The organism is Oleiphilus sp. HI0132 (genome assembly GCF_001635845.1).
Genome location: NZ_LWGJ01001471.1, coordinates 1 through 19240 on the forward strand (window position 1 = coordinate 1; position 19240 = coordinate 19240).

The window sequence follows — 19240 nt, forward strand, 5'->3', positions numbered from 1 at the left end:
TACCCTTTGCAGTAGAAGAGCAGGTTGCGCAAGATATTGAGCAAATACATATTTGTTTGGGGCCAAAAAGCAAACGAGGCGCTTACTCGGTCATTAATATCGACCACTCTTTGTTCGAGTCAAATTTTCAGTCTTTTAATAGCGAAATGGCCGATATTCCTTTAGCTGGCGTGTATCTCGATGCGCAGTGTCTGCCTATTGCTGAAGATGACCTTAGTCTTTGTTTGTCTAGCGGCTCAGTAATCGTTCGTTCTCTCGAAGGAAAGATGATTTCCTTAAAGCCTGATAACCTCATTCCATATTTAGACAGTGTTTTTCTTGCGCCAAGTGAAGATGAGGAAGCACGCGAGCTTTCGATGAAGGTTTGGGTTGCAGCTGACTATATGGAAGCGGCTAAGATGTTGCTTGCTCAAATAGAGCAGTACCCACACCTGTCTATCTCAGTTGAGCAGTTTGGTTTAAGTGAATTTGAATTCCTATGTGAGTGCTATACACGTAATAAAACAACCCTGACAAATTTGTGCCAAGGCGATTTTGTGATTGCTCGTCAGTCTAGCGGGTCCTGGCATCGCTGGAGAGCTGTTGCAGCACTTGCTGGACTTGGGTTTTTACTGCAATTCGGCGTGTTTATTGGCCAGGGTATGTACTTTGAAGGGCAGGCTGATTCCGCTGGCCAAAGCGCATTAACAGCCTACCAAAAAATAGTACCCAACTCGAAACGGACAACACTTGGCAAATTGCCGCGTATTATCAAGGGTAAGCTTAACCAGCAGCGCCAGGGCGGTAGTAGTGTCGATGTCGGTTTTCTCCATTTATTAGGAGAGGCGGGGTATCAGTTTGATCGAAGCAAATTTAAAGGCCAGCTTCAATTTAAAAGCATTAACTATAATCAGCAGCGTGCTGAGTTAGTCTTAGAAATGCAGGCTCAAAGCTTTGATCAGTTAGAGAGTTTAAAAAATGCCATCGTTAGTGCTGGCCTAACGGCGAAGATCAGTTCCGCTGTTCAAGAAAAAGAATATTTTCGCGGCCGTATTAGTGTCGGCGGTGCTTAGTTTAGGTAGTTAAGAGAGATATTGAGATGTTAGAAGCTTTAAAACAGAACTCTGCGCTACTGAATATGCGCAAACAGTATGAGATGCTATCGGCACGTGACCGTTTGGCTCTTAAAGTGCTGCTTGTAGCTCTGAGCTTGGTTATTCTGATCTTTGGCTTAATGAAGCCAGCTTATGAATACAAAAAACAAGCCGAGGCAAAGCTTGAGCAAAATCAGCAATTGCTAGCCTTGGTAAACCAGAATAAAGCCGCACTGAGAAGTCTTGGTCAAAACAATCAAGGCAGTGCTTCCAAAAAAGCATTGAATAGCCAGCAGCTGGTTTCATCGGTTACTAATCTTGCAAAGCAACAGAAAGTGGCACTTAAGCGCTTCGAGCCAAGCGGCGACAATAAGCTAAAAGTTTGGGTGGATGACGCCTCTTTCGATAAGGTAATTTCTTGGTTAAGTCGCTTGAAAAGCTCATTAGGTGTGCGAGTCGAGCAGATTTCCATTGATAAAGATGATGCACCAGGGAAGATCAGCGCCAGAATGACATTGTCTTCATAAGTCTGTAGCGCGATATATTAGTCTAAGAACTAGGGGCACCTATGACAAGAATAACAGAAGAAACCAAAGCAAGAGTTGTTCGACTTGAACCTGGCGCTTTTACCGAAGCTAAAGCAATTCTATATAGAGCTTATAAACATGAGCCTACCTTTAAATACCTATTTGACGCTTCGCGCCCTGGTTATGATCAACGTATCAGGGCAACTATACGAGAGTTAATTAACTTACATTTTTCCAATCAGCAAGATGTGATCGGCCTGGCATTGGATAATCATTTGATTGCAGTTGCGCTAGTTGGCAGTCCGGATATCCGTTTGACACTAAGTCGTCAGTGGAACTGGCGTTTGCGTATGATGCTTACAGCAGGAATGGACTGTACATGGCGTTATATTAATTACCATAAACAGATCCACGAGTGTCTACCTAAAGGTGAACACCATGAATTACCTCTGTTGGGGGTGGATTCAAAATACAGAAATTCGGGTTACGGTAAGCAGTTGATGTTGGCGATAGAAGATATCTGTAAAGAAAACCCGCGCTCCGGCGGTATAGCGCTTGATACTGGTAATACGCGGTACTTGAAGTTTTATAAGAGTATTGGTTATAAAACCCTTGGAACCGTTAAACTGGGTGAGCTCGTTGAAAATGTATTATTCAAAGAGTGCAGTCACTAATTCTGTATTTATATTTTACCTGTCTTAAGCTATTAAATGCTCTAGTGTAGTTTTCGAGCTTAGGCATACCGACAATATCCGTTTTTGAAGAGTTCTTTATGTCATCTTATGATTTTGATTTGTTTGTAATTGGTGCTGGCTCCGGCGGTGTTCGTTTGGCTAGAATGTCGGCCTCGATGGGCGCTACAGTTGCTGTTGCAGAAGATCGCTATCTTGGCGGTACGTGTGTAAATGTAGGCTGCGTACCAAAGAAACTATTTGTTTATGCATCCCATGTTCATGAAGAGCTTGAAGACGGCAAAGGCTATGGTTGGCATTTAAATGGTGATCTGAGTTTTAACTGGCAAACCCTGGTCAAAAATAAGAATACTGAGATTGAGCGTTTAAACGGTATTTATGATTCCTTGTTAACTAACTCGGGCGCTAAAATTATTAATGGTCGAGCTCGCATAGTTGATGCCCATACTGTCGAAGTGGCAGGGCAGCAATACTCGGCTGAGCGAATCGTTGTCGCGACTGGAAGTTGGCCGTTCATACCTAATATTCCAGGTGCCGAGTATGCAATCTCTTCCAACGAGCTTTTCTATCTTGATAACTTGCCCGATACTGCAACGGTTGTGGGTGGTGGCTATATAGCTGTAGAAATGGCCGGAATTCTTCAAGGGCTTGGTGTCGACACGACCTTGGTTTATCGTGGTGAGCTGTTCTTGCGCGGTTTTGATCAAGAAGTGCGGGAGTTCGTGCGTGATGAGATTAGCAAAAAAGGTATTCGCTTAAGGTTTAATGAGAATATCGACAGTATTTCAAAGCTGGATAACGGTTCTTTAAATCTTCAGCTAAAAAGTGGCGCTACCGAATCTACTGGTTTGGTGCTTTATGCAACAGGTCGAAAGCCATACTCCTACGACTTAGGCATAGAGAATACTAAGGTAGCGCTTGATGACAAAGGTCAGATTAAGGTTAATGATTATTTTCAAACAAGTGAACCCTCGATCTATGCGATTGGTGATGTAATAGGTGGTATGCAGCTTACGCCGGTTGCGCTTGCCGAAGGTATGTTCTTAGCTAATTATTTCTTTTCCTCAACTAAACCTTCATTAGTCGACTATTCCTTGATACCGACGGCTGTTTTTTGTCAGCCAAATATTGCTACGGTTGGCTTGAGTGAGGAGCAAGCGCGGGAAGAGTTTGATGACATTGATGTCTATGTGTCTAATTTTAAAATGATGAAGCATACTTTGTCTGGGCGTGATGAACGTACCTTAATGAAGATGGTTGTAGACAAGAAAACAGATGCTGTCTTAGGTGTTCACATGGTTGGTGCAGAGGCCGGAGAGATTATTCAAGGTATTGCCGTTGCATTAAAAGCTGGCGCTACGAAACAGAGTTTTGACCAAACTATTGGTATTCATCCTACTGCTGCAGAAGAATTTGTAACGATGCGCCAGCCTAGAACTTAAGGTTTTTTTGCTTCGATCACCAGAAAAATACACTGACCCTGAAATTATCAAGAAAAGTAAGTATACTTCCGTTTTTTACGGAAGGTGGTATGTAAGTAGTCATTGGTATTTTTTACGAGCCAGACTTTCATCACGTAATCCATTATCCATAGCAGATTATAAATAGGAGCCAGCTTTGAGTTCGGTTGAATCACAGCAAAGAGTTTTATCCGGTATGCGCCCTACGGGCAAGCTACATCTTGGGCATTATCATGGTGTACTCAAGAACTGGGTAGAGTTGCAACACGATTATGAATGTTTCCTCTTCGTTGCAGACTGGCATGCACTCACAACGCATTATGAAGACCCTTTCATGATCGAACAGAGCGTGTGGGATATGGTGATCGATTGGCTTGCTGCGGGTATTAACCCAGGTTCAGCGACAATGTTTGTTCAGTCTATGGTGCCTGAACATGCAGAGTTGCACCTATTGTTGTCAATGATGACGCCTTTAGGTTGGCTGGAACGTGTACCAACTTACAAAGACCAGCAAGAGAAGTTGAAAGAAAAAGATTTGGCAACTTACGGTTTCTTAGGTTATCCATTATTACAAAGTGCTGACATCTTAGTTTATCGTGCGGGTTTTGTTCCTGTTGGTGCTGACCAGGTAGCTCATGTCGAATTGACGCGTGAAATTGCTCGTCGCTTTAATCATTTATATGGTAAAGATCCGGGTTTTGAAGAGCAGGCTGAAGCAGCGATAAAGAAAATGGGTAAGAAAAACGCCAAGCTTTATCGTAATTTACAGAAGCGATTCCAAGAACAGGGCGACGATGAGGCTTTGGAAACTGCAAGAGCTTTGATCAAAGACCAGCAAAATATATCACTAGGCGATCGTGAACGCTTGTTTGGTTTTATTGAGGGAGGCGGTAAAGTGATTCTACCTGAGCCTCAGCCATTATTGACTGAAGCATCGAAGATGCCAGGTTTAGATGGTCAGAAAATGTCCAAATCTTACGGCAATACTATTGGCTTACGTGAGGATCCGGATTCGGTTACTCAAAAAATACGAACCATGCAGACAGACCCACAACGTGTACGCTTATCTGATCCGGGTGATCCAGATAAGTGCCCTGTGTGGAAGTTGCATGATGTTTATTCCGACGAAAGTACTAAATGCTGGGTTCGTGAAGGTTGCACCAGTGCAGGCATTGGTTGTTTGGAATGTAAGAACCCAATAATTGAAAAAGTGCTTGAAGAGCAGCGCCCAATTCGTGAACGTGCTCGCCAGTATGAAGAGAACCCAGAATTAGTGCGTAGTATTTTATCTGAAGGTGCCGAGCGCGCGCGTGACGCAGCAAAGGGAACGCTTCAGGAAGTTCGACGTGTAATGGGTTTATCTTTCGGCGCGTAAAGTGCTAGAAGATAGGGGGCTTGAGTATGTCAGCTGTGCAACAAGAATTACCTTTGGCAATTGTCGAAGGTAAAGTTGTAAGGGATGTCCCTCAAGACCTCTATATTCCCCCCGATGCTTTATCGGTTATTCTCGAAGCCTTTGAAGGCCCGCTAGATCTGCTCCTGTATTTGATACGACGCCAAAATATGGATATTCTGGCAGTTGATGTGAGTGAGATAACGCGTCAGTACATCGAATATATTCAAGTTGCGAAAAAGATGAAGTTCGAGCTGGCTGCTGAGTACCTACTCATGGCTGCGATGTTGGCCGAGATCAAATCTCGAATGTTATTGCCTAAAATTTCGCATGAAGATGACGAAGAAGAAGACCCACGTGCTGAATTGATTCGTCGCCTTCAGCAATATGAACGCTTCAAGAAAGCAGCTGAAGATTTGGATGAGTTACCACGCGTTGATAGAGAAATAGTTCCTGTTCATATCAAAGCAGAAACCAGTTCTGACGGAAAGATACATCCTGATGTCTCGCTAAATGAGTTAATTCAGGCACTTAATTCTGTTCTGCAACGCTCTGATATGTTTGTAAGCCACCATATTGAAAAAGAGAAGCTCTCAACTAGAGAGAGGATGACAATTATCTTATCTAAGGTAACGCCCGAACAGTTCGTCCCTTTCGCTGCGCTCTTTAGTCCAGAGGAAGGGCGAGATGGTGTTGTGGTAACATTTTTGGCAATTATGGAATTAGTTAAAGAGCAGTTGCTCGATTTTGTTCAATCAGAAACCTTGGGGCCTATTCATGTTCGGGCGCGCGGAGCACAATAAAGAGCTTTGAAATGGTAGACATTAAAGAGTTACTTAGTTCAAATAGCGAAGATCTTACTAATGTAGGGAATCAATACACCTATAATTCACTTGAGCCCACCGTTGAAGTATTAAAACCTATTGTCGAAGCGCTTCTGTTTTCAGCAGGTAAACCTTTGTCTATCGATGCGATTCAAGCTTTATTGGAACCTGACCTTACGCCTACCAGGGCAGTGTTTCGCTCCGTATTGCAAGAAATTGAGGAAGACTACAAAGGTCGTGGTGTTGAGTTGGTTGAGTTTTCTGGCGCTTATCGCTTTCAGTCCCGGCCTTCAATGAGCGAGTGGGTACAGCGTTTATGGGAAGAACGACCTCAAAAGTATTCCAGAGCACTTTTGGAAACATTGGCCTTGATTGCCTATCGCCAACCGATTACGCGTGGCGATATTGAAGAAGTTCGGGGGGTTGCAGTCAGCTCTACCATAATGAAGACCCTGCTAGAAAGAAATTGGGTGCGAGTTGTGGGTCATCGCGAGGTTCCCGGTCGACCAGCAATTTATGCAACGACCAAGCATTTTCTTTCCTATTTCAACCTAAGCAGCCTTGATGACCTGCCAACCTTGGCCGAAATTCGAGATATTGAGCTAATTTCCAAAGAATTAAATGCACAATTAGAGCTAGTCGGCACCGAAGATGAGTCAGTAAAACAGGACGATTAGCTCTATATAAGGAAGGCTCTATATGCTTATTCCGAAATTCCCGTTAAATTACTGACCTTAGTTAAACTTTCTAGATACTCTTCTTTACAGTTTGAGTCGTGAACGATTCCGCCGCCGCCCCAGCAATGTAATTTATTTCCCGAATGCACAATGGTTCGAATAAGTATATTACTGTCAAAATTTCCATTTCCATTTAGATAAAAAATTGAACCGCAATAGGCGTCTCTGCCGGAGCCTTCTAACTCATTAATAATTTCCATTGACCTGATTTTAGGAGCTCCCGTAATAGATCCGCCAGGAAAACATGCGAAAAAGGCATCTAATTCGTTGATATCTTTCCTAAGCCTTCCTTTTATATGGCTAATTAGGTGATGCACATTCTTGAAAGTTTCAAGTTCGAATAGTTTTTCCACCTTAACGCTGCCTAATTCACAAACTTTGCTTAGGTCGTTACGAAGTAAATCAACAATCATTAAGTTTTCGGCTTGGTTTTTTGTGCTTTCTTGCAATTTTTGCGGGGCTTCAGCTTTATTTGTATTCTGAGCGGTGCCCTTTATTGGTTTTGTGTTTATTTCTTTATTCTTGATTCCAATAAATTGTTCAGGCGAGAAGCTTAATAACTGTTGATCGTCACTAAAAGAGATGAACGCTGAATAAGGCGTATCGACTTTTTCTCTGAGGTGGAAATACAGAGGGAGTGATGGGTCATCAAAATCTGCTTCAAAACGCTGAGTTAGATTTACTTGATAACAGTCTCCGGCAATTATGTAGCTTTGTATTTGCTCAAAAGCTTCTGAATAACGCTGATATGAAATGGTCTTCTGCCAGTTAGGCTTGTTAGTTTGCTGCTTATGTTTATATGTGGCGTTCTTTTCGTGGGTATCGGAAATAATATTTTCAATCTTGTCTCGCAAATCGAGAGGGCAGCGTGGTGAATACGTTAGATAACCGCGCTTTTGTTTTTTGTCATGAATATAAGACCAGGTATATTCACCTATATATAGAAGGGGGAGTTTACTTTCTTCCATTAATTGAGGTGCTTCAATAATACTAAGAGCCCCATACTCATAACTTGAGTATCCAATTAACCCTGCTGTAAAAGGTAAATCTGAAAATATTGATGGGATTTCTTGTTGCTCGTAGTTAAGTGACTCATGAATATTGCTTGGCTTAACTAGGTTTGGAGTGTGAGATAACTCTGCTTTATTTATTGTATGGGTAAATAAAGGCGAACCGCTAATAATATTGAAGCGACCTTTTGACTCATCAACGCCGCTATCTAAAAAGATTGAATGGGGGAGGGAGGCTAACAAGGCATGGCATTGCTCATCATTTAGAATAATTTCCTTTTGTAGCCACTTTGCCGGGTGTTTTGTTTGATTTGTTTGGTAAGCTGTTTCAAAATTCTTCATTCAGTTATCGCAAAATTAAAATCTATGAGAATGTATATGGACATTTGTTCGACGCCTGATAAATTATCGCCGCAAAATAATACTTAACAAATGGAGTTTTTATGAAGCGTTCATTTCGTCGCTTTTTATTTCTAGCGCTATGCGTTTTGCCTTGGGTTACCCCCTTGCAGGCTGAAGATTTTAACTCTTTAAAGCGTGCCAAGCTAACAGAAGCGCAATCTGTAAACCAACTCAAATATATGATGGTCAAAGGCTTTGATAGAATTAAAAAGGAAGTTGTTAAAAACGGTTCTTTCCCTCCATTTGGCTTGACGCTGTCTCCTGATGCCGAGTTTAAAGCAGTCATTCCAGATATTGAAGCAAAACTACCTTCACAGGTTGTTCTAGTAAAACTCGCTGAAAGCATGGCAGCTATTGCTCAAACGCGTTCAATGTGGGCAGTTGGTATTATGTATATTAGGGCCATCAAGCGAGATGACGGTACATATGTCCAGAGAATTATCGTGATGACAGAACATATTGCTGGTTGGGCTCGCCATTGGGCATACCCTTTTAAGATGGAGGATGGAGAGTTTAAATTGGGTACCCCTCAAGAATTGGAAGTAAAGCCGGTTTACTTTACTAAAAAATAAAAGCCTTGTTTTATTAAAGCCGCCTATAAAGGCGGTTTTTTCGTTTAGGGGCTCTATTTAACTCAATATTTTGTATTGTTTTTCTTTATGTCGACATTTTTTTCTTTCTTAAATTCTAAAATACGCCCGAAAACAGCCTTCAAATGTCAAATTCTGTTAAAAACCCTTACATTTCTGCCTAAAGGTTACTCTCCGTAACTTTTTGTGAAAGCAATCACGGTAAATAGAAATCAAAATACATATTATGATCTCACTGGCGAGCAACACAGCTTGTTAGAAAAAAATGAAATCATATAAATCAAATGATCGCGTTAAGACACATAAGTCTAAGACAGTTTTAACGTAACCTAAATATTAGGAGAATAATATGAAAGGCCTGAAAAAAATCGCACTAGTTTCTGCAATCGCTGCTGCTTCTGCTGGCGCACAAGCTGAACTTAAAGCTCTAGACGACTCAGCAATGGGCGAGCTAACTGGTCAAGCTGGTTTGACTATCGATCTAGAAACTAAAGTTTCTATCGGTCAGTTCATGTATAAAGATGCTGGTAGCCTATTCATCAACGACATCAGCATCGGCGGCAACGCAAACACTGGTGACGATAACCTAGCAAACGACACTGACATGATTGACAATATCCGTATGAACATCGATATTGCTGGTTCTGCTGCTACTGGCGAAAACATTTTAGATCGTGGTTTGTCTGATTTTTACGGTGCTGAAGGTCTAGCTGCATTGGCTCTAGCATACGGTGCTGTAGATGACGGTCGTCTAGCTGGTTTGGCTGGCGGTATCGAAGCTAACGCTGATGGTGCATCTTTGACACAGCTAGAAGCTAACAATGTACAAGCTGCTCCTGGTGTATCTGTTGTTCAAGCAGTTGCTGGTGCACTTGGCGGAACATTCGTTAAGGGTCGTGTTGGTATCGAAGACGGTGACTTGTTAATTCACGAAATCGCTACTGATCCATTGGCTGCTCTTATCAGTGCTGATGACCTTATTGCTGGCGGTGCTACTGCACTTGCTGATTTCTCAACTCAAGAAGTTATCGACGCAGCTGTAACAGCGGTTGATTTCAAATACGAAATCGGTGCAATCGGTATTGCTGACTCTACTTACCAGCCAGGCGCAGATCTTTCTACTGCACAAACTACTACTTTGATCAGCAACTTAAGCATTGCGGGTTACTTGGGTCACAAAGATATCCATATCGAAAACAATGGTAATGGTTTCGGCGCTACTGACACTGATGGTAATGGTCGTATCTCTGCTGCTGAAGCTTCTGATGCTGTGACTGGTTCTACTGGTTACGGTGATGCGAACTCAAAAATCCACATGGATAGCTACTTCAACATCACTGATTTAGATGTTTACATCGATATCGCTGGTGTTCAGATCAACGATCTGAAAATCCACAACCATCGTGGTGACACTTCTGGTCTAGACGGATTGAATGCATTCGGTTTCGCTCACTCAATGCGTGACATCTACGCTGTTAAAGACGCAGTTCTTGATCTAGGTTCTGTTGCTTTGAACCCAGCTCAAGATATCCAGGGTGGCAACACAAGAGAAGGTTATGTTGACGGTATCGCAATCAACACTACTTCTAAGTTTGACCTAGATATCGGTTCATTGTCTTTCGGTGACACTGGTACTTCTATCGGTGAAATCTACTTGACTGATGTGACTAACACTACTAACTGGACTATCTCTGCTCACTAAGATCTTGATCTTAGCTGAAGCTGGATACGAAAGTGTTTAGTTAAGTTAGAAGCAAAACGAGAAACCGCCTCACAATGTGAGGTGGTTTTTTTAGTTTCTGTTGTCTGTAAATTCTGTTGGCAGGGAAATATGGGGTAGGCTTTTGTGGCTAAAAGTGTTTGTTATGAAATTCCGTTCACTGCCTCGTTCACATTATAAAAAATGCCTAACAAAAGTCACAAATTCTACTGATTCACTGTAGACATTCTTCTCTCGCCCAGATAATTTATATCCACAATAGTTTTACCTCACCGTTATAATAATGATTGGAGTCTCTATATGAAGATGTTGAAATTTGGTTTGATACTGCTTGGTTTACTGTTCTCAGTGTCGAGCACCTTAGTATCAGCTGAAGAAGGCAAAAGAAAAATAAAAGCAGAAGATCTTGTCGAGGCGCCAATTGCGGACAGCGCTGTAGACCTTAACCAAGTGAGGCGGGGTAAGGTTACTGAGGAGCAAGCGATCGCGCAGCTTAAATATATGATGGTGCAGGGTTGGATGCGCATGGAAAAGAACTTGCTTGAACGTGGTGAGTTTTTACCTTTTGGGATGGTACTTTCCCCGCAGGGTGAATTTAACGTGTTAGCTATTGAGCACCAAAATCTTGTTAAAAAGGATTTTCAACTAGCCTCAATCATTGAATATTTAAAGCGTATTGCTAAAACTCGTGCAAAGTGGGGTGTCGGCTTAATGTATATTGAAACAAGAAAGAATGCTGATGGCTCATCCATGGACTACATTCGTGTAGTGGCAGAGCATATAGCGGGCTGGGCTAGATCGTGGTCTTACCCTTATAAGGTGGTAGATGGTGAAGTTAAGCTCGGCGCACCAAAGGAGACGGTTCTGAAGCCCATCTATTTTCAGTCTAATTAAATGAATAGCAAGGAGTGAGGAAAAGCTCGCTTCTTATTCTATCTCTAGCTTTATAAGGCCGCCCAGAAGGGCGGCTTTGTTTGTTATAGGATTGGCTTGCTTAGGTGAATATCGTTTTGTGTGTGCTTTTTATTGTGCGGATATGGATCTTACAACAAATTATGTAATTGTTAGGTGTTAGCCTTTAACGATTTGTTATTCAAAATGAACCCTGAGCGCGTAGTCTGTCGGGGTTTTTTGGGTTTTATAGCGCTGATTTTAATATTTAGATTGTATATACTGTGCGCCGATTTTGCTTAGTCATGGCTGTTATGTGATTTAGATGTCATGTTTTAAATAAGTATGTAAAGAAAGATTTATATAGGTGGTAATGAATAATGCCGATTTATGAATATGTGTGTAAATCTTGTGGTTTTGAAAAAGATGTCTTACAGAAAATGAGTGATAAGCCATTAACTGATTGTCCTGAGTGTAGCGAAAGTACTTTTTCAAAGCGTATATCCGCTGCTGGTTTTAGGTTATCAGGGTCAGGTTGGTATGAGACAGATTTTAAAACAGGAAATAAGAAAAACCTGTGCAACTCAAAGAATGAGAATAGCTCTAAATCTAAAGGCAGTGAAAGCTCTTCAGCAGCCTGATAAAGTAGCGATTTAACAAAGATAATTAACAATTAATCAGTATTTAGAATTAAGTGAGAATAGTTTATGCGAAGCCATTATTGCGGTTCGGTTAATGAAGATAATATCGGTCAAGAAGTGACTCTCTGCGGTTGGGTTCACCGTCGTCGTGACCATGGGGGTGTTATATTTCTAGATATGCGCGATCGTGAAGGTATGGCTCAAGTTGTTATAGATCCAGATACCGAGCAGGCTTTTGCGTTAGCTGATAGAGCAAGAAGTGAATGGGTACTGCAGATAAAAGGCCTTGTTCGTGCTCGCCCAGAAGGCACCGTTAATGAAAATATGCCCACTGGTAAGATTGAAATACTGGGTAAAGAATTAACGATATTGAATGAAGCTGAGACACCACCATTCCCGCTAGATGGTTACGTGGATGTAGGCGAAGACACTCGCCTAAAGTACCGTTTTATGGATCTGCGTCGTCCAGAGATGCTTAACAAGCTTGTGTTCCGCTCTAAGGTAACTAACTATATCCGTAACTTTTTGGATAAGTTGGACTTTATGGATGTTGAAACGCCTATTCTTACACGAGCTACACCAGAAGGTGCGCGAGACTATTTGGTTCCTAGCCGTACTCATCAAGGTAACTTTTTTGCATTGCCGCAGTCGCCGCAGTTATTTAAGCAGCTACTAATGGTGTCGGGTGTTGATCGTTACTACCAGATTGCTAAGTGCTTCCGTGACGAAGACCTTCGTGCTGATCGTCAGCCTGAGTTTACGCAGGTAGATGTCGAGTGTTCTTATATTGAAGAAGATCAATTGATGGGCATGATGGAGTCTTTAGTTGGCTCAATGTTCAAAGATTTGCTTGATGTCGAGCTTGGTAACTTCCCGCAAATGAGTTACGCCGAGGCAATGAGCCGTTATGGTAGTGACAAACCGGATCTACGTATTCCCTTAGAGATTGTGGATGTTGCTGACTTAATGGCAACTGTAGAATTTAAAGTATTTGCTGGGCCTGCAAAAGACCCTAAAGGCCGTGTTGCTGCGCTTAAGGTCGATGGCGGTGCATCATTATCTCGTAAGCAAATTGATGCATACACTGAGTTCGTTGGTATTTACGGCGCGAAAGGCTTGGCCTGGATCAAGGTTAACGAACTTGAAAAAGGCGCTGAAGGCCTACAATCACCAATTGTTAAGTTCTTGGGTGAAGATGTTGCCCTATCCATTATGGAAAAGGTGGGTGCTAAAAATGGCGATATCGTCTTCTTTGGTGCTGACAAAGAGAAAATTGTCAACGAAGCGCTTGGTGCACTTCGATGCAAGATCGGTGAGGACCTTGATCTTTATACTTGTGAGTGGGCGCCAATGTGGGTAGTGGACTTCCCAATGTTTGAGGAGTTAGATGACGGTGGTTTAACAGCTATTCACCATCCATTTACTGCTCCATCGTGCTCACCTGAAGAGTTGAAGCAAGATCCGGCAACCGCTTTGTCAAGAGCTTATGATATGGTCTTGAATGGTTGTGAATTAGGCGGTGGCTCAATTCGTATTCATGACGGCACCATGCAAAAAACTGTTTTCGAGATTCTTGGTATCGATGACGAAGAAGCCCAAAATAAGTTTGGTTTCCTATTAGACGCCCTAAAATATGGTTGTCCTCCTCATGGTGGTTTGGCCTTTGGTTTGGATCGTCTAGTGATGTTAATGACTGGCGCTAAGTCTATTCGTGAAGTGATTGCCTTCCCTAAAACACAAAGTGCAACCTGTGTGTTAACTCAGGCTCCTGGCGAAGTTGATAATAAGCAGCTTCGTGAACTTCACATTCGTGTTAAGTCTAAAGAAACTGAGAATAAAGCTTAAAATTTAAGCTTTATATCTAATTTGTGCGGTGAGAGTTTAGCTCTGCTAAACCCACCGCACTGATTTCTTTTCTTTTTATTAGCTGAACTTGATAAGTGCTTGATGAGCTAAAGCTTGGTTTGGTTTATCTATTTTTCTAAGGCAACTTCGATCCATTGGTGATGTTCTGTATCATAAGAGCCGTCCTTTACATTGGGAGTGCTTAGTTGTCAGTTTTTGATGCTCATTTTCATATAATTGATAGTCGATTTCCCTTAGTTTCTAATCACGGCTTCTTACCAGATGACTTTGATGTAGAACAATATCTTGAACGTGTCTCACTGCTTAATATCAAGAGTGGTGTCGTTGTTTCAGGCTCTTTTCAGGCTTTTGATCAGAGCTATCTACTTTCGGCGCTTGCCTTACTAAACTCAAGATCTAATAATTTTGTCGGGGTTACGCAGGTTCCACATGATATTTCTGATGGTGAACTATTAAAACTCGATGCTGCCGGAGTAAGGGGGGTTCGCTTTAACCTCTTTCGGGGTGGAAGTGAGCGGGTTGGCTATCTATGCTATTTCGCACAACGAGTTTATGACTTGTGTGGTTGGCATATTGAGTTATATATTTCATCTGAAGGTTTATATCATCTTCAAGATTTGATCAAGAATTTGCCTAAGGTATGTATTGATCACATGGGTATGGAGAAGTCATCGTTTCCTGTTGTAGATGATTTATTAAGGCATGGCGTTTATGTAAAAGTTTGCGGCTTTGGTCGAGTCGATTTTGACCCTATTAAGCGCCTTCAAGAGATGGTGCTGATTAATCCTAATGCTTTGATGTTTGGAACAGATCTTCCCTCAACGCGCGCTTTGAGGCCATTTAGAAATGAAGATTTGAGTTTGATTAAAGGCATTTTTTCTTCCGATTCGTACCAGAATATTACCTGGCATAATGGTAGGCGGTTTTACCGCCTTGATACTGATTAACAATCAAAAGGTTTAGAAGTATGTCCCTGATACTAGGTATAGATCCCGGCTCACGAGTAACCGGCTACGGGCTTATTTCGAAGGATAGGGGGCGTTTATCTTATGTTGCAAGTGGTTGTATTCGTACCGGGGATGGAGCATTTTCCGACCGTCTGTTAGTTATATTTCAAGCCGTTGGACAGCTCATTCAGCAGTATCAACCGGATCAATTTGCAATCGAAGAGGTTTTTATGGCCAAGAACCCTTCTTCAGCGCTTAAGCTTGGTCAGGCACGTGGCGTAGCCATTGTTGCAGCCGCGAATTCAGGGCTCGAAGTTAACGAGTATTCGGCTAGAAAGGTCAAGCAAGCGGTTGTTGGTAAGGGGGGGGCAGATAAGTCTCAAGTCCAGTTAATGGTTATGCACCTGTTAAAGCTTGAAAGCTCACCTCAAGCAGACGCAGCAGATGCTTTGGCAATAGCAATTTGCCATGCGAATAGTGAGAAGCTGTTGCTGCAAGTTTCTGGTGTTAGTCAAAGTCGCGGTGGTCGTATGCGGTAGTTATTGACTGATTTGCTTAAGGCGACAAAATGGGAAATCAATAGTAAATAAGGTAGATAATTTAGATGATTGGTAAATTGCTAGGAATAGTCGAAGAGAAGGGTGCCCAGAGTGTTTTATTAAATGTGTCGGGCATATGTTATGAAGTCGAGGTGCCAATTTCTACGTCTTTTTCTTTGCCTGAGGCGGGCGCTAGCGTGAGCCTATATACTCATTTTGTTGTTCGCGAAGATGCTCAATTGTTATATGGCTTCTTGAATAAGAAAGACCGAGACATGTTCAGGGTTCTCATAAAGGTTAACGGTGTTGGTCCAAAGTTGGGGATAACTATTCTATCTGGTTTAGATAGTGCATCTTTAGCTCGCTGCGTAGCTGATGATGATGTTTCTACGTTGGTGAAGCTACCAGGTATTGGCAAGAAAACGGCCGAAAGGTTGTTGATAGAGCTGAGAGATAAGGTTAAAGGCCTTGTTCCTGAGGGTGGTGATGTGTCAATTTCTGAGCTTGATATGCCTCTAGCGCGTGTTAGCGATATCGAAGGTGAAGCCGAAGCGGCGCTGATTTCCTTGGGTTATAAGCCTCAAGATGCTGCGAAATCTATTAAATCAGTGCGTCATGAGGGGCAAACCCTAGAGTCTCTTCTTAAAGCTGCACTAAAAGGAATGTTGTAGCACCAGGCTTATAGGTCGGCGAGGTCTAACATATTTTTAACTTTAGTCCCTTGGATTGATCTGTAAACTGTCTTTCATAGTAAGTTCTTGGTGTGTCATTACGGCCACGCCCAGATTGATGTTTCCTGTTTGGAATGTACATGATTGAAGCAGATCGTATTATTGCCGCTCAAGCTGCCGAGCTTGGTGGTGTGAGTGAAGATGTTCAAGATAGAGCGATTCGGCCTAAGTCTTTAAGTGACTATGTTGGGCAGCCCGCTGTTAAAGAGCAAATGGATATCTTTATTCAAGCAGCCAGTAAAAGGCAAGAAGCGCTGGATCATGTGCTTATTTTCGGTCCGCCTGGACTAGGTAAAACAACGCTAGCGAATATTATTGCAAATGAGCTAGGGAGCAATATTAAGTCTACTTCTGGCCCTGTTCTTGAAAAAGCCGGTGATCTTGCTGCATTGCTGACAAACTTGGAAGCAGGAGACGTTCTTTTCATTGATGAAATTCACCGAATGAATGCTTCAGTTGAAGAAGTCTTATATCCGGCAATGGAAGATTATCAGCTCGATATCATGATAGGTGAAGGTCCGGCTGCAAGGTCTATCAAGCTCGACTTACCTCCCTTTACGCTTGTTGGTGCAACCACGCGAGCAGGTTTGCTCACCTCTCCGTTAAGAGACCGATTTGGGATCGTTCAGCGTCTTGAGTTCTACAATAACCAGGATTTGAGCTCCATTGTTAGTCGTTCAGCCCAGTTACTCGGATTAGAGATTGAACAGGGTGGAGCCGATGAGATAGCCTGTCGTTCCAGAGGGACGCCCCGGATAGCCAATCGATTGCTAAGGCGAGTAAGAGACTACGCCGAGGTTAAAGGTAATGGTGTCTTGGATAAGAACAATGCTGATAAAGCCCTAAGTATGCTCAACGTTGACGCAAAAGGCTTGGATCAAATGGATCGGCGCTTACTACTCGCGGTACTCGAAACATTTGCTGGCGGCCCGGTTGGCGTAGAAAGCATGGCGGCAGCAATTAGTGAGGAGCGAGGCACGGTTGAGGATGTCTTGGAGCCTTACCTGATTCAGCAAGGGTATTTGGCAAGAACGCAGCGCGGTCGTCTGGCAACACAAAAAGCATGGCAGCATTTTGGTTTGAAAGCACCCGCCGAACTCAGCGGCGGAGCGTGATATGACATGTTCTAGCGAAGCATTCAGTCTGCCAATACGCGTTTATATAGAGGACACTGATGTTGGCGGCGTCGTGTTTTATGCTAATTATTTAAAGTATTTTGAGCGTGCTAGAACGGAGTTTATTCGAAGTTTAGGGTTTGAGCTTCGGGCTGGTTTCGAAGAAGGAATCAGTTATGTAGTGCATAGCCTTGATGTTAGATACCTGGCCCCCGCCAAACTTGATGAAATACTGAATGTTACTGCTTCGGTTTCGTCTCTAAAAAGAACTTATATAGAATTTGAACAGTTTGTTGAAGACTCATCTGGTAGGCGGCTAGTTGAGGGGAATGTTAAGGTCGCTTGTGTATCATTGCCTGATAACAAGCCGAGAGCGCTACCCGAAGGCCTGAAGCAAGCCTTGAGTTCAACAGGGTTACAAAGTTAGTCAGCTATTACCGTATTTTGTGCCTAGATTTGGCAGATTACCTGGAGAAAATAAGTGCAGGAAAAGATTTCGATTGTTGGTTTGATTCTTGATGCAAGTTTTATTGTGCAGTTGGTTATGTTGGCATTATTGCTTGCGTCGATAATATCCTGGTATCTGATATTCCAGCGCTCTAGTTTCTTCAGACAGGCTAATGCGCAGCAGCATAATTTTGAGGATATGTTTTGGTCCGGCATGGATCTAGGAAAATTGTACAAAAGAAGTTCCGGGTCGGCTGCGAGTAGTGGGCTTGAATTGATTTTTAAATCGGGGTTTAAGGAATTTAACCGTTTAAAACAACAAGCCGGCGTAGACGCCGATGCCGTGATGGAGGGGACGCAGCGATCAATGCGTGTAGCGCTTTCGCGAGAGGGTGAACGACTTGACTCCAATCTGCCATTTTTGGCAACAGTTGGCTCTACAAGCCCTTATGTTGGTCTGTTCGGCACAGTTTGGGGGATTATGAACTCTTTTCTCGGGCTTGCTCAGCAGCAGCAAGCGACCTTGGCGACGGTAGCGCCAGGTATTGCTGAAGCACTAATTGCTACTGCAATGGGGCTATTCGCAGCAATTCCTGCTGTTGTTGCTTATAACAGGTTTTCGGCAAGGGCTGATGCGCTTTATACAAGCTATGAAACTTTCGCTGATGAGTTCTCGAGTATTCTTCATCGAAATATTCATTCAAGTGCAGGAAGTGCAAAAGACGGTGTTGCTGATAATACTTCTAATAGAGGCTGATAACGGTGCCTAGATCTAAGCGTAAACCCATGTCCGATATAAATGTTGTTCCCTATATCGATGTGATGCTAGTGCTGCTTATTATCTTTATGGTGACAGCACCAATGCTGACTCAGGGGATCAAGATTGATTTACCCTTACTTGATAGCGACCCGGTAGAAAGTGCTAAAAGCCTCGAGCCGATTGTCGTGACGGTCGACTCAAACGGTGCTTACTATATGGAAATGACATCATCAAGCAAGAAACCTTTAGAGCTTCAGGTCGTACTAAAAAATGTAAGCTCTATTCTTCAACACGAACCTTCTACTAGTGTTCTTGTGCGAGGAGACAGGCATGTAGAGTACGGAGTTGTGGTTGAGCTGATGGCTGCTTTACAGAATGCCGGTGCGAAAGATGTCGGATTGATCACTGAGGACCCATGAAGAAAAACACGGCTAAAGATTCTCAAGCTCGTGCTTTGAAAAAGCAGGGAGCAAGTGGAAAGTCTTCAGATAAGCGTGCAACGGAAAACTTTAAACTCCTTAAGGTCTTGTTAGGCGAGGCGATAGAGGTAAAAAATCGAAAGTTTCTGATTGCTAGTGTTGCTGTTCATATATTGGTCATTGCTGCATTCTTTTTCAATTGGCAGAGTAGTAACGAGCAAACAGTTAAGTTGCCTCCAAAAAGTATTCAAGCTCGTGTGATTAGTGAAAATGAACTACAGCAACTCCGAGATAGGGAGCGGGCAAAGGTTCAGGAAAAACAAAAGGCTCTGGATAAGAAAAAGGCTCTGGATAAGAAAAAGGCTCTAGAGAAGAAAAAGGCTCTAGAGAAGAAAAAGGCTCTAGAGAAGAAAAAGGCTCTGGAGAAGAAAAAGGCTCTAGAGAAGAAAAAAGCTC

21 protein-coding genes are annotated in these 19240 nt (G+C 42.7%); 20 read left to right on the forward strand and 1 reads right to left on the reverse strand.

Annotation, left to right across the window (positions count from 1 at the left end; genetic code table 11):
• From gspL to scpB, 7 genes are all read left to right on the forward strand, one after another.
• Positions 1–1052, forward strand: a 1052-nt coding sequence (gene gspL / locus A3766_RS22715) for a type II secretion system protein GspL (RefSeq protein ID WP_068643013.1), incomplete at its 5' end; no start/stop codon positions are given.
• Positions 1053–1078: 26 nt separating this feature from the next.
• Positions 1079–1600: a type II secretion system protein GspM gene (gene gspM / locus A3766_RS22720; RefSeq protein ID WP_068511054.1), complete on the forward strand. Its 522-nt coding sequence runs from the start codon at positions 1079–1081 to the stop codon at positions 1598–1600.
• Positions 1601–1641: 41 nt separating this feature from the next.
• On the forward strand, positions 1642–2274 hold the full coding sequence (locus tag A3766_RS22725; RefSeq protein WP_068511052.1) for an N-acetyltransferase: 633 nt from the start codon (positions 1642–1644) through the stop codon (positions 2272–2274).
• Positions 2275–2372: 98 nt separating this feature from the next.
• Entirely contained in the window at positions 2373–3734 is a 1362-nt protein-coding gene (gorA, locus tag A3766_RS22730) for a glutathione-disulfide reductase (protein ID WP_068511050.1), read from the forward strand.
• 175 nt (positions 3735–3909) lie between these two features.
• On the forward strand, positions 3910–5127 hold the full coding sequence (locus A3766_RS22735; protein WP_082870226.1) for a tryptophan--tRNA ligase: 1218 nt from the start codon (positions 3910–3912) through the stop codon (positions 5125–5127).
• Positions 5128–5153: 26 nt separating this feature from the next.
• On the forward strand, positions 5154–5948 hold the full coding sequence (locus A3766_RS22740) for a ScpA family protein (RefSeq protein WP_068511048.1): 795 nt from the start codon (positions 5154–5156) through the stop codon (positions 5946–5948).
• 11 nt (positions 5949–5959) lie between these two features.
• On the forward strand, positions 5960–6646 hold the full coding sequence (gene scpB / locus A3766_RS22745) for an SMC-Scp complex subunit ScpB (RefSeq protein ID WP_068511046.1): 687 nt from the start codon (positions 5960–5962) through the stop codon (positions 6644–6646).
• Between the two features lie 26 nt (positions 6647–6672).
• On the opposite strand, the gene A3766_RS22750 is transcribed toward scpB, so the two are convergent.
• Entirely contained in the window at positions 6673–8058 is a 1386-nt protein-coding gene (locus A3766_RS22750) for an anthranilate synthase component I family protein (RefSeq protein ID WP_082880525.1), read from the reverse strand.
• Between the two features lie 101 nt (positions 8059–8159).
• Between A3766_RS22750 and A3766_RS22755 the strand changes: the two genes are divergently transcribed.
• The 13 genes from A3766_RS22755 to A3766_RS22815 form a co-directional block, all read left to right on the forward strand.
• Positions 8160–8690, forward strand: a complete 531-nt coding sequence (locus tag A3766_RS22755) for a hypothetical protein (protein ID WP_068511044.1) — start codon at positions 8160–8162, stop codon at positions 8688–8690.
• Between the two features lie 367 nt (positions 8691–9057).
• Positions 9058–10410: a DUF6160 family protein gene (locus A3766_RS22760; RefSeq protein WP_068511042.1), complete on the forward strand. Its 1353-nt coding sequence runs from the start codon at positions 9058–9060 to the stop codon at positions 10408–10410.
• Positions 10411–10728: 318 nt separating this feature from the next.
• Positions 10729–11322, forward strand: a complete 594-nt coding sequence (locus A3766_RS22765) for a hypothetical protein (RefSeq protein ID WP_068511040.1) — start codon at positions 10729–10731, stop codon at positions 11320–11322.
• A 377-nt stretch (positions 11323–11699) separates the two neighbouring features.
• A complete protein-coding gene (locus A3766_RS22770) occupies positions 11700–11960 on the forward strand; it encodes an FmdB family zinc ribbon protein (RefSeq protein WP_068511038.1) in 261 nt (86 codons plus the stop codon).
• Between the two features lie 66 nt (positions 11961–12026).
• A complete protein-coding gene (aspS, locus tag A3766_RS22775) occupies positions 12027–13805 on the forward strand; it encodes an aspartate--tRNA ligase (RefSeq protein WP_068511036.1) in 1779 nt (592 codons plus the stop codon).
• A gap of 206 nt (positions 13806–14011) precedes the next feature.
• On the forward strand, positions 14012–14773 hold the full coding sequence (locus tag A3766_RS22780; protein ID WP_068511034.1) for an amidohydrolase family protein: 762 nt from the start codon (positions 14012–14014) through the stop codon (positions 14771–14773).
• Positions 14774–14793: 20 nt separating this feature from the next.
• Positions 14794–15312 carry a crossover junction endodeoxyribonuclease RuvC gene (ruvC, locus tag A3766_RS22785; RefSeq protein ID WP_068511032.1) on the forward strand — a complete coding sequence of 173 codons (519 nt, stop codon included), beginning with the start codon at positions 14794–14796 and terminating at the stop codon, positions 15310–15312.
• A 65-nt stretch (positions 15313–15377) separates the two neighbouring features.
• On the forward strand, positions 15378–15983 hold the full coding sequence (ruvA, locus tag A3766_RS22790) for a Holliday junction branch migration protein RuvA (RefSeq protein ID WP_068511030.1): 606 nt from the start codon (positions 15378–15380) through the stop codon (positions 15981–15983).
• 140 nt (positions 15984–16123) lie between these two features.
• Positions 16124–17158 (forward strand): Holliday junction branch migration DNA helicase RuvB, encoded by a 1035-nt coding sequence (gene ruvB, locus A3766_RS22795; protein WP_068511029.1) that lies wholly within the window; start codon positions 16124–16126, stop codon positions 17156–17158.
• A 1-nt stretch (position 17159) separates the two neighbouring features.
• Entirely contained in the window at positions 17160–17585 is a 426-nt protein-coding gene (locus tag A3766_RS22800; protein WP_068511027.1) for a YbgC/FadM family acyl-CoA thioesterase, read from the forward strand.
• 54 nt (positions 17586–17639) lie between these two features.
• Positions 17640–18362 carry a protein TolQ gene (gene tolQ, locus A3766_RS22805; protein WP_068511024.1) on the forward strand — a complete coding sequence of 241 codons (723 nt, stop codon included), beginning with the start codon at positions 17640–17642 and terminating at the stop codon, positions 18360–18362.
• 29 nt (positions 18363–18391) lie between these two features.
• Positions 18392–18784: a protein TolR gene (tolR, locus tag A3766_RS22810; protein WP_068511022.1), complete on the forward strand. Its 393-nt coding sequence runs from the start codon at positions 18392–18394 to the stop codon at positions 18782–18784.
• Positions 18781–19240 (forward strand): hypothetical protein (locus tag A3766_RS22815; protein ID WP_197479691.1); only part of this gene is annotated, 460 nt, incomplete at its 3' end. The genes tolR and A3766_RS22815, both read left to right, overlap by 4 nt.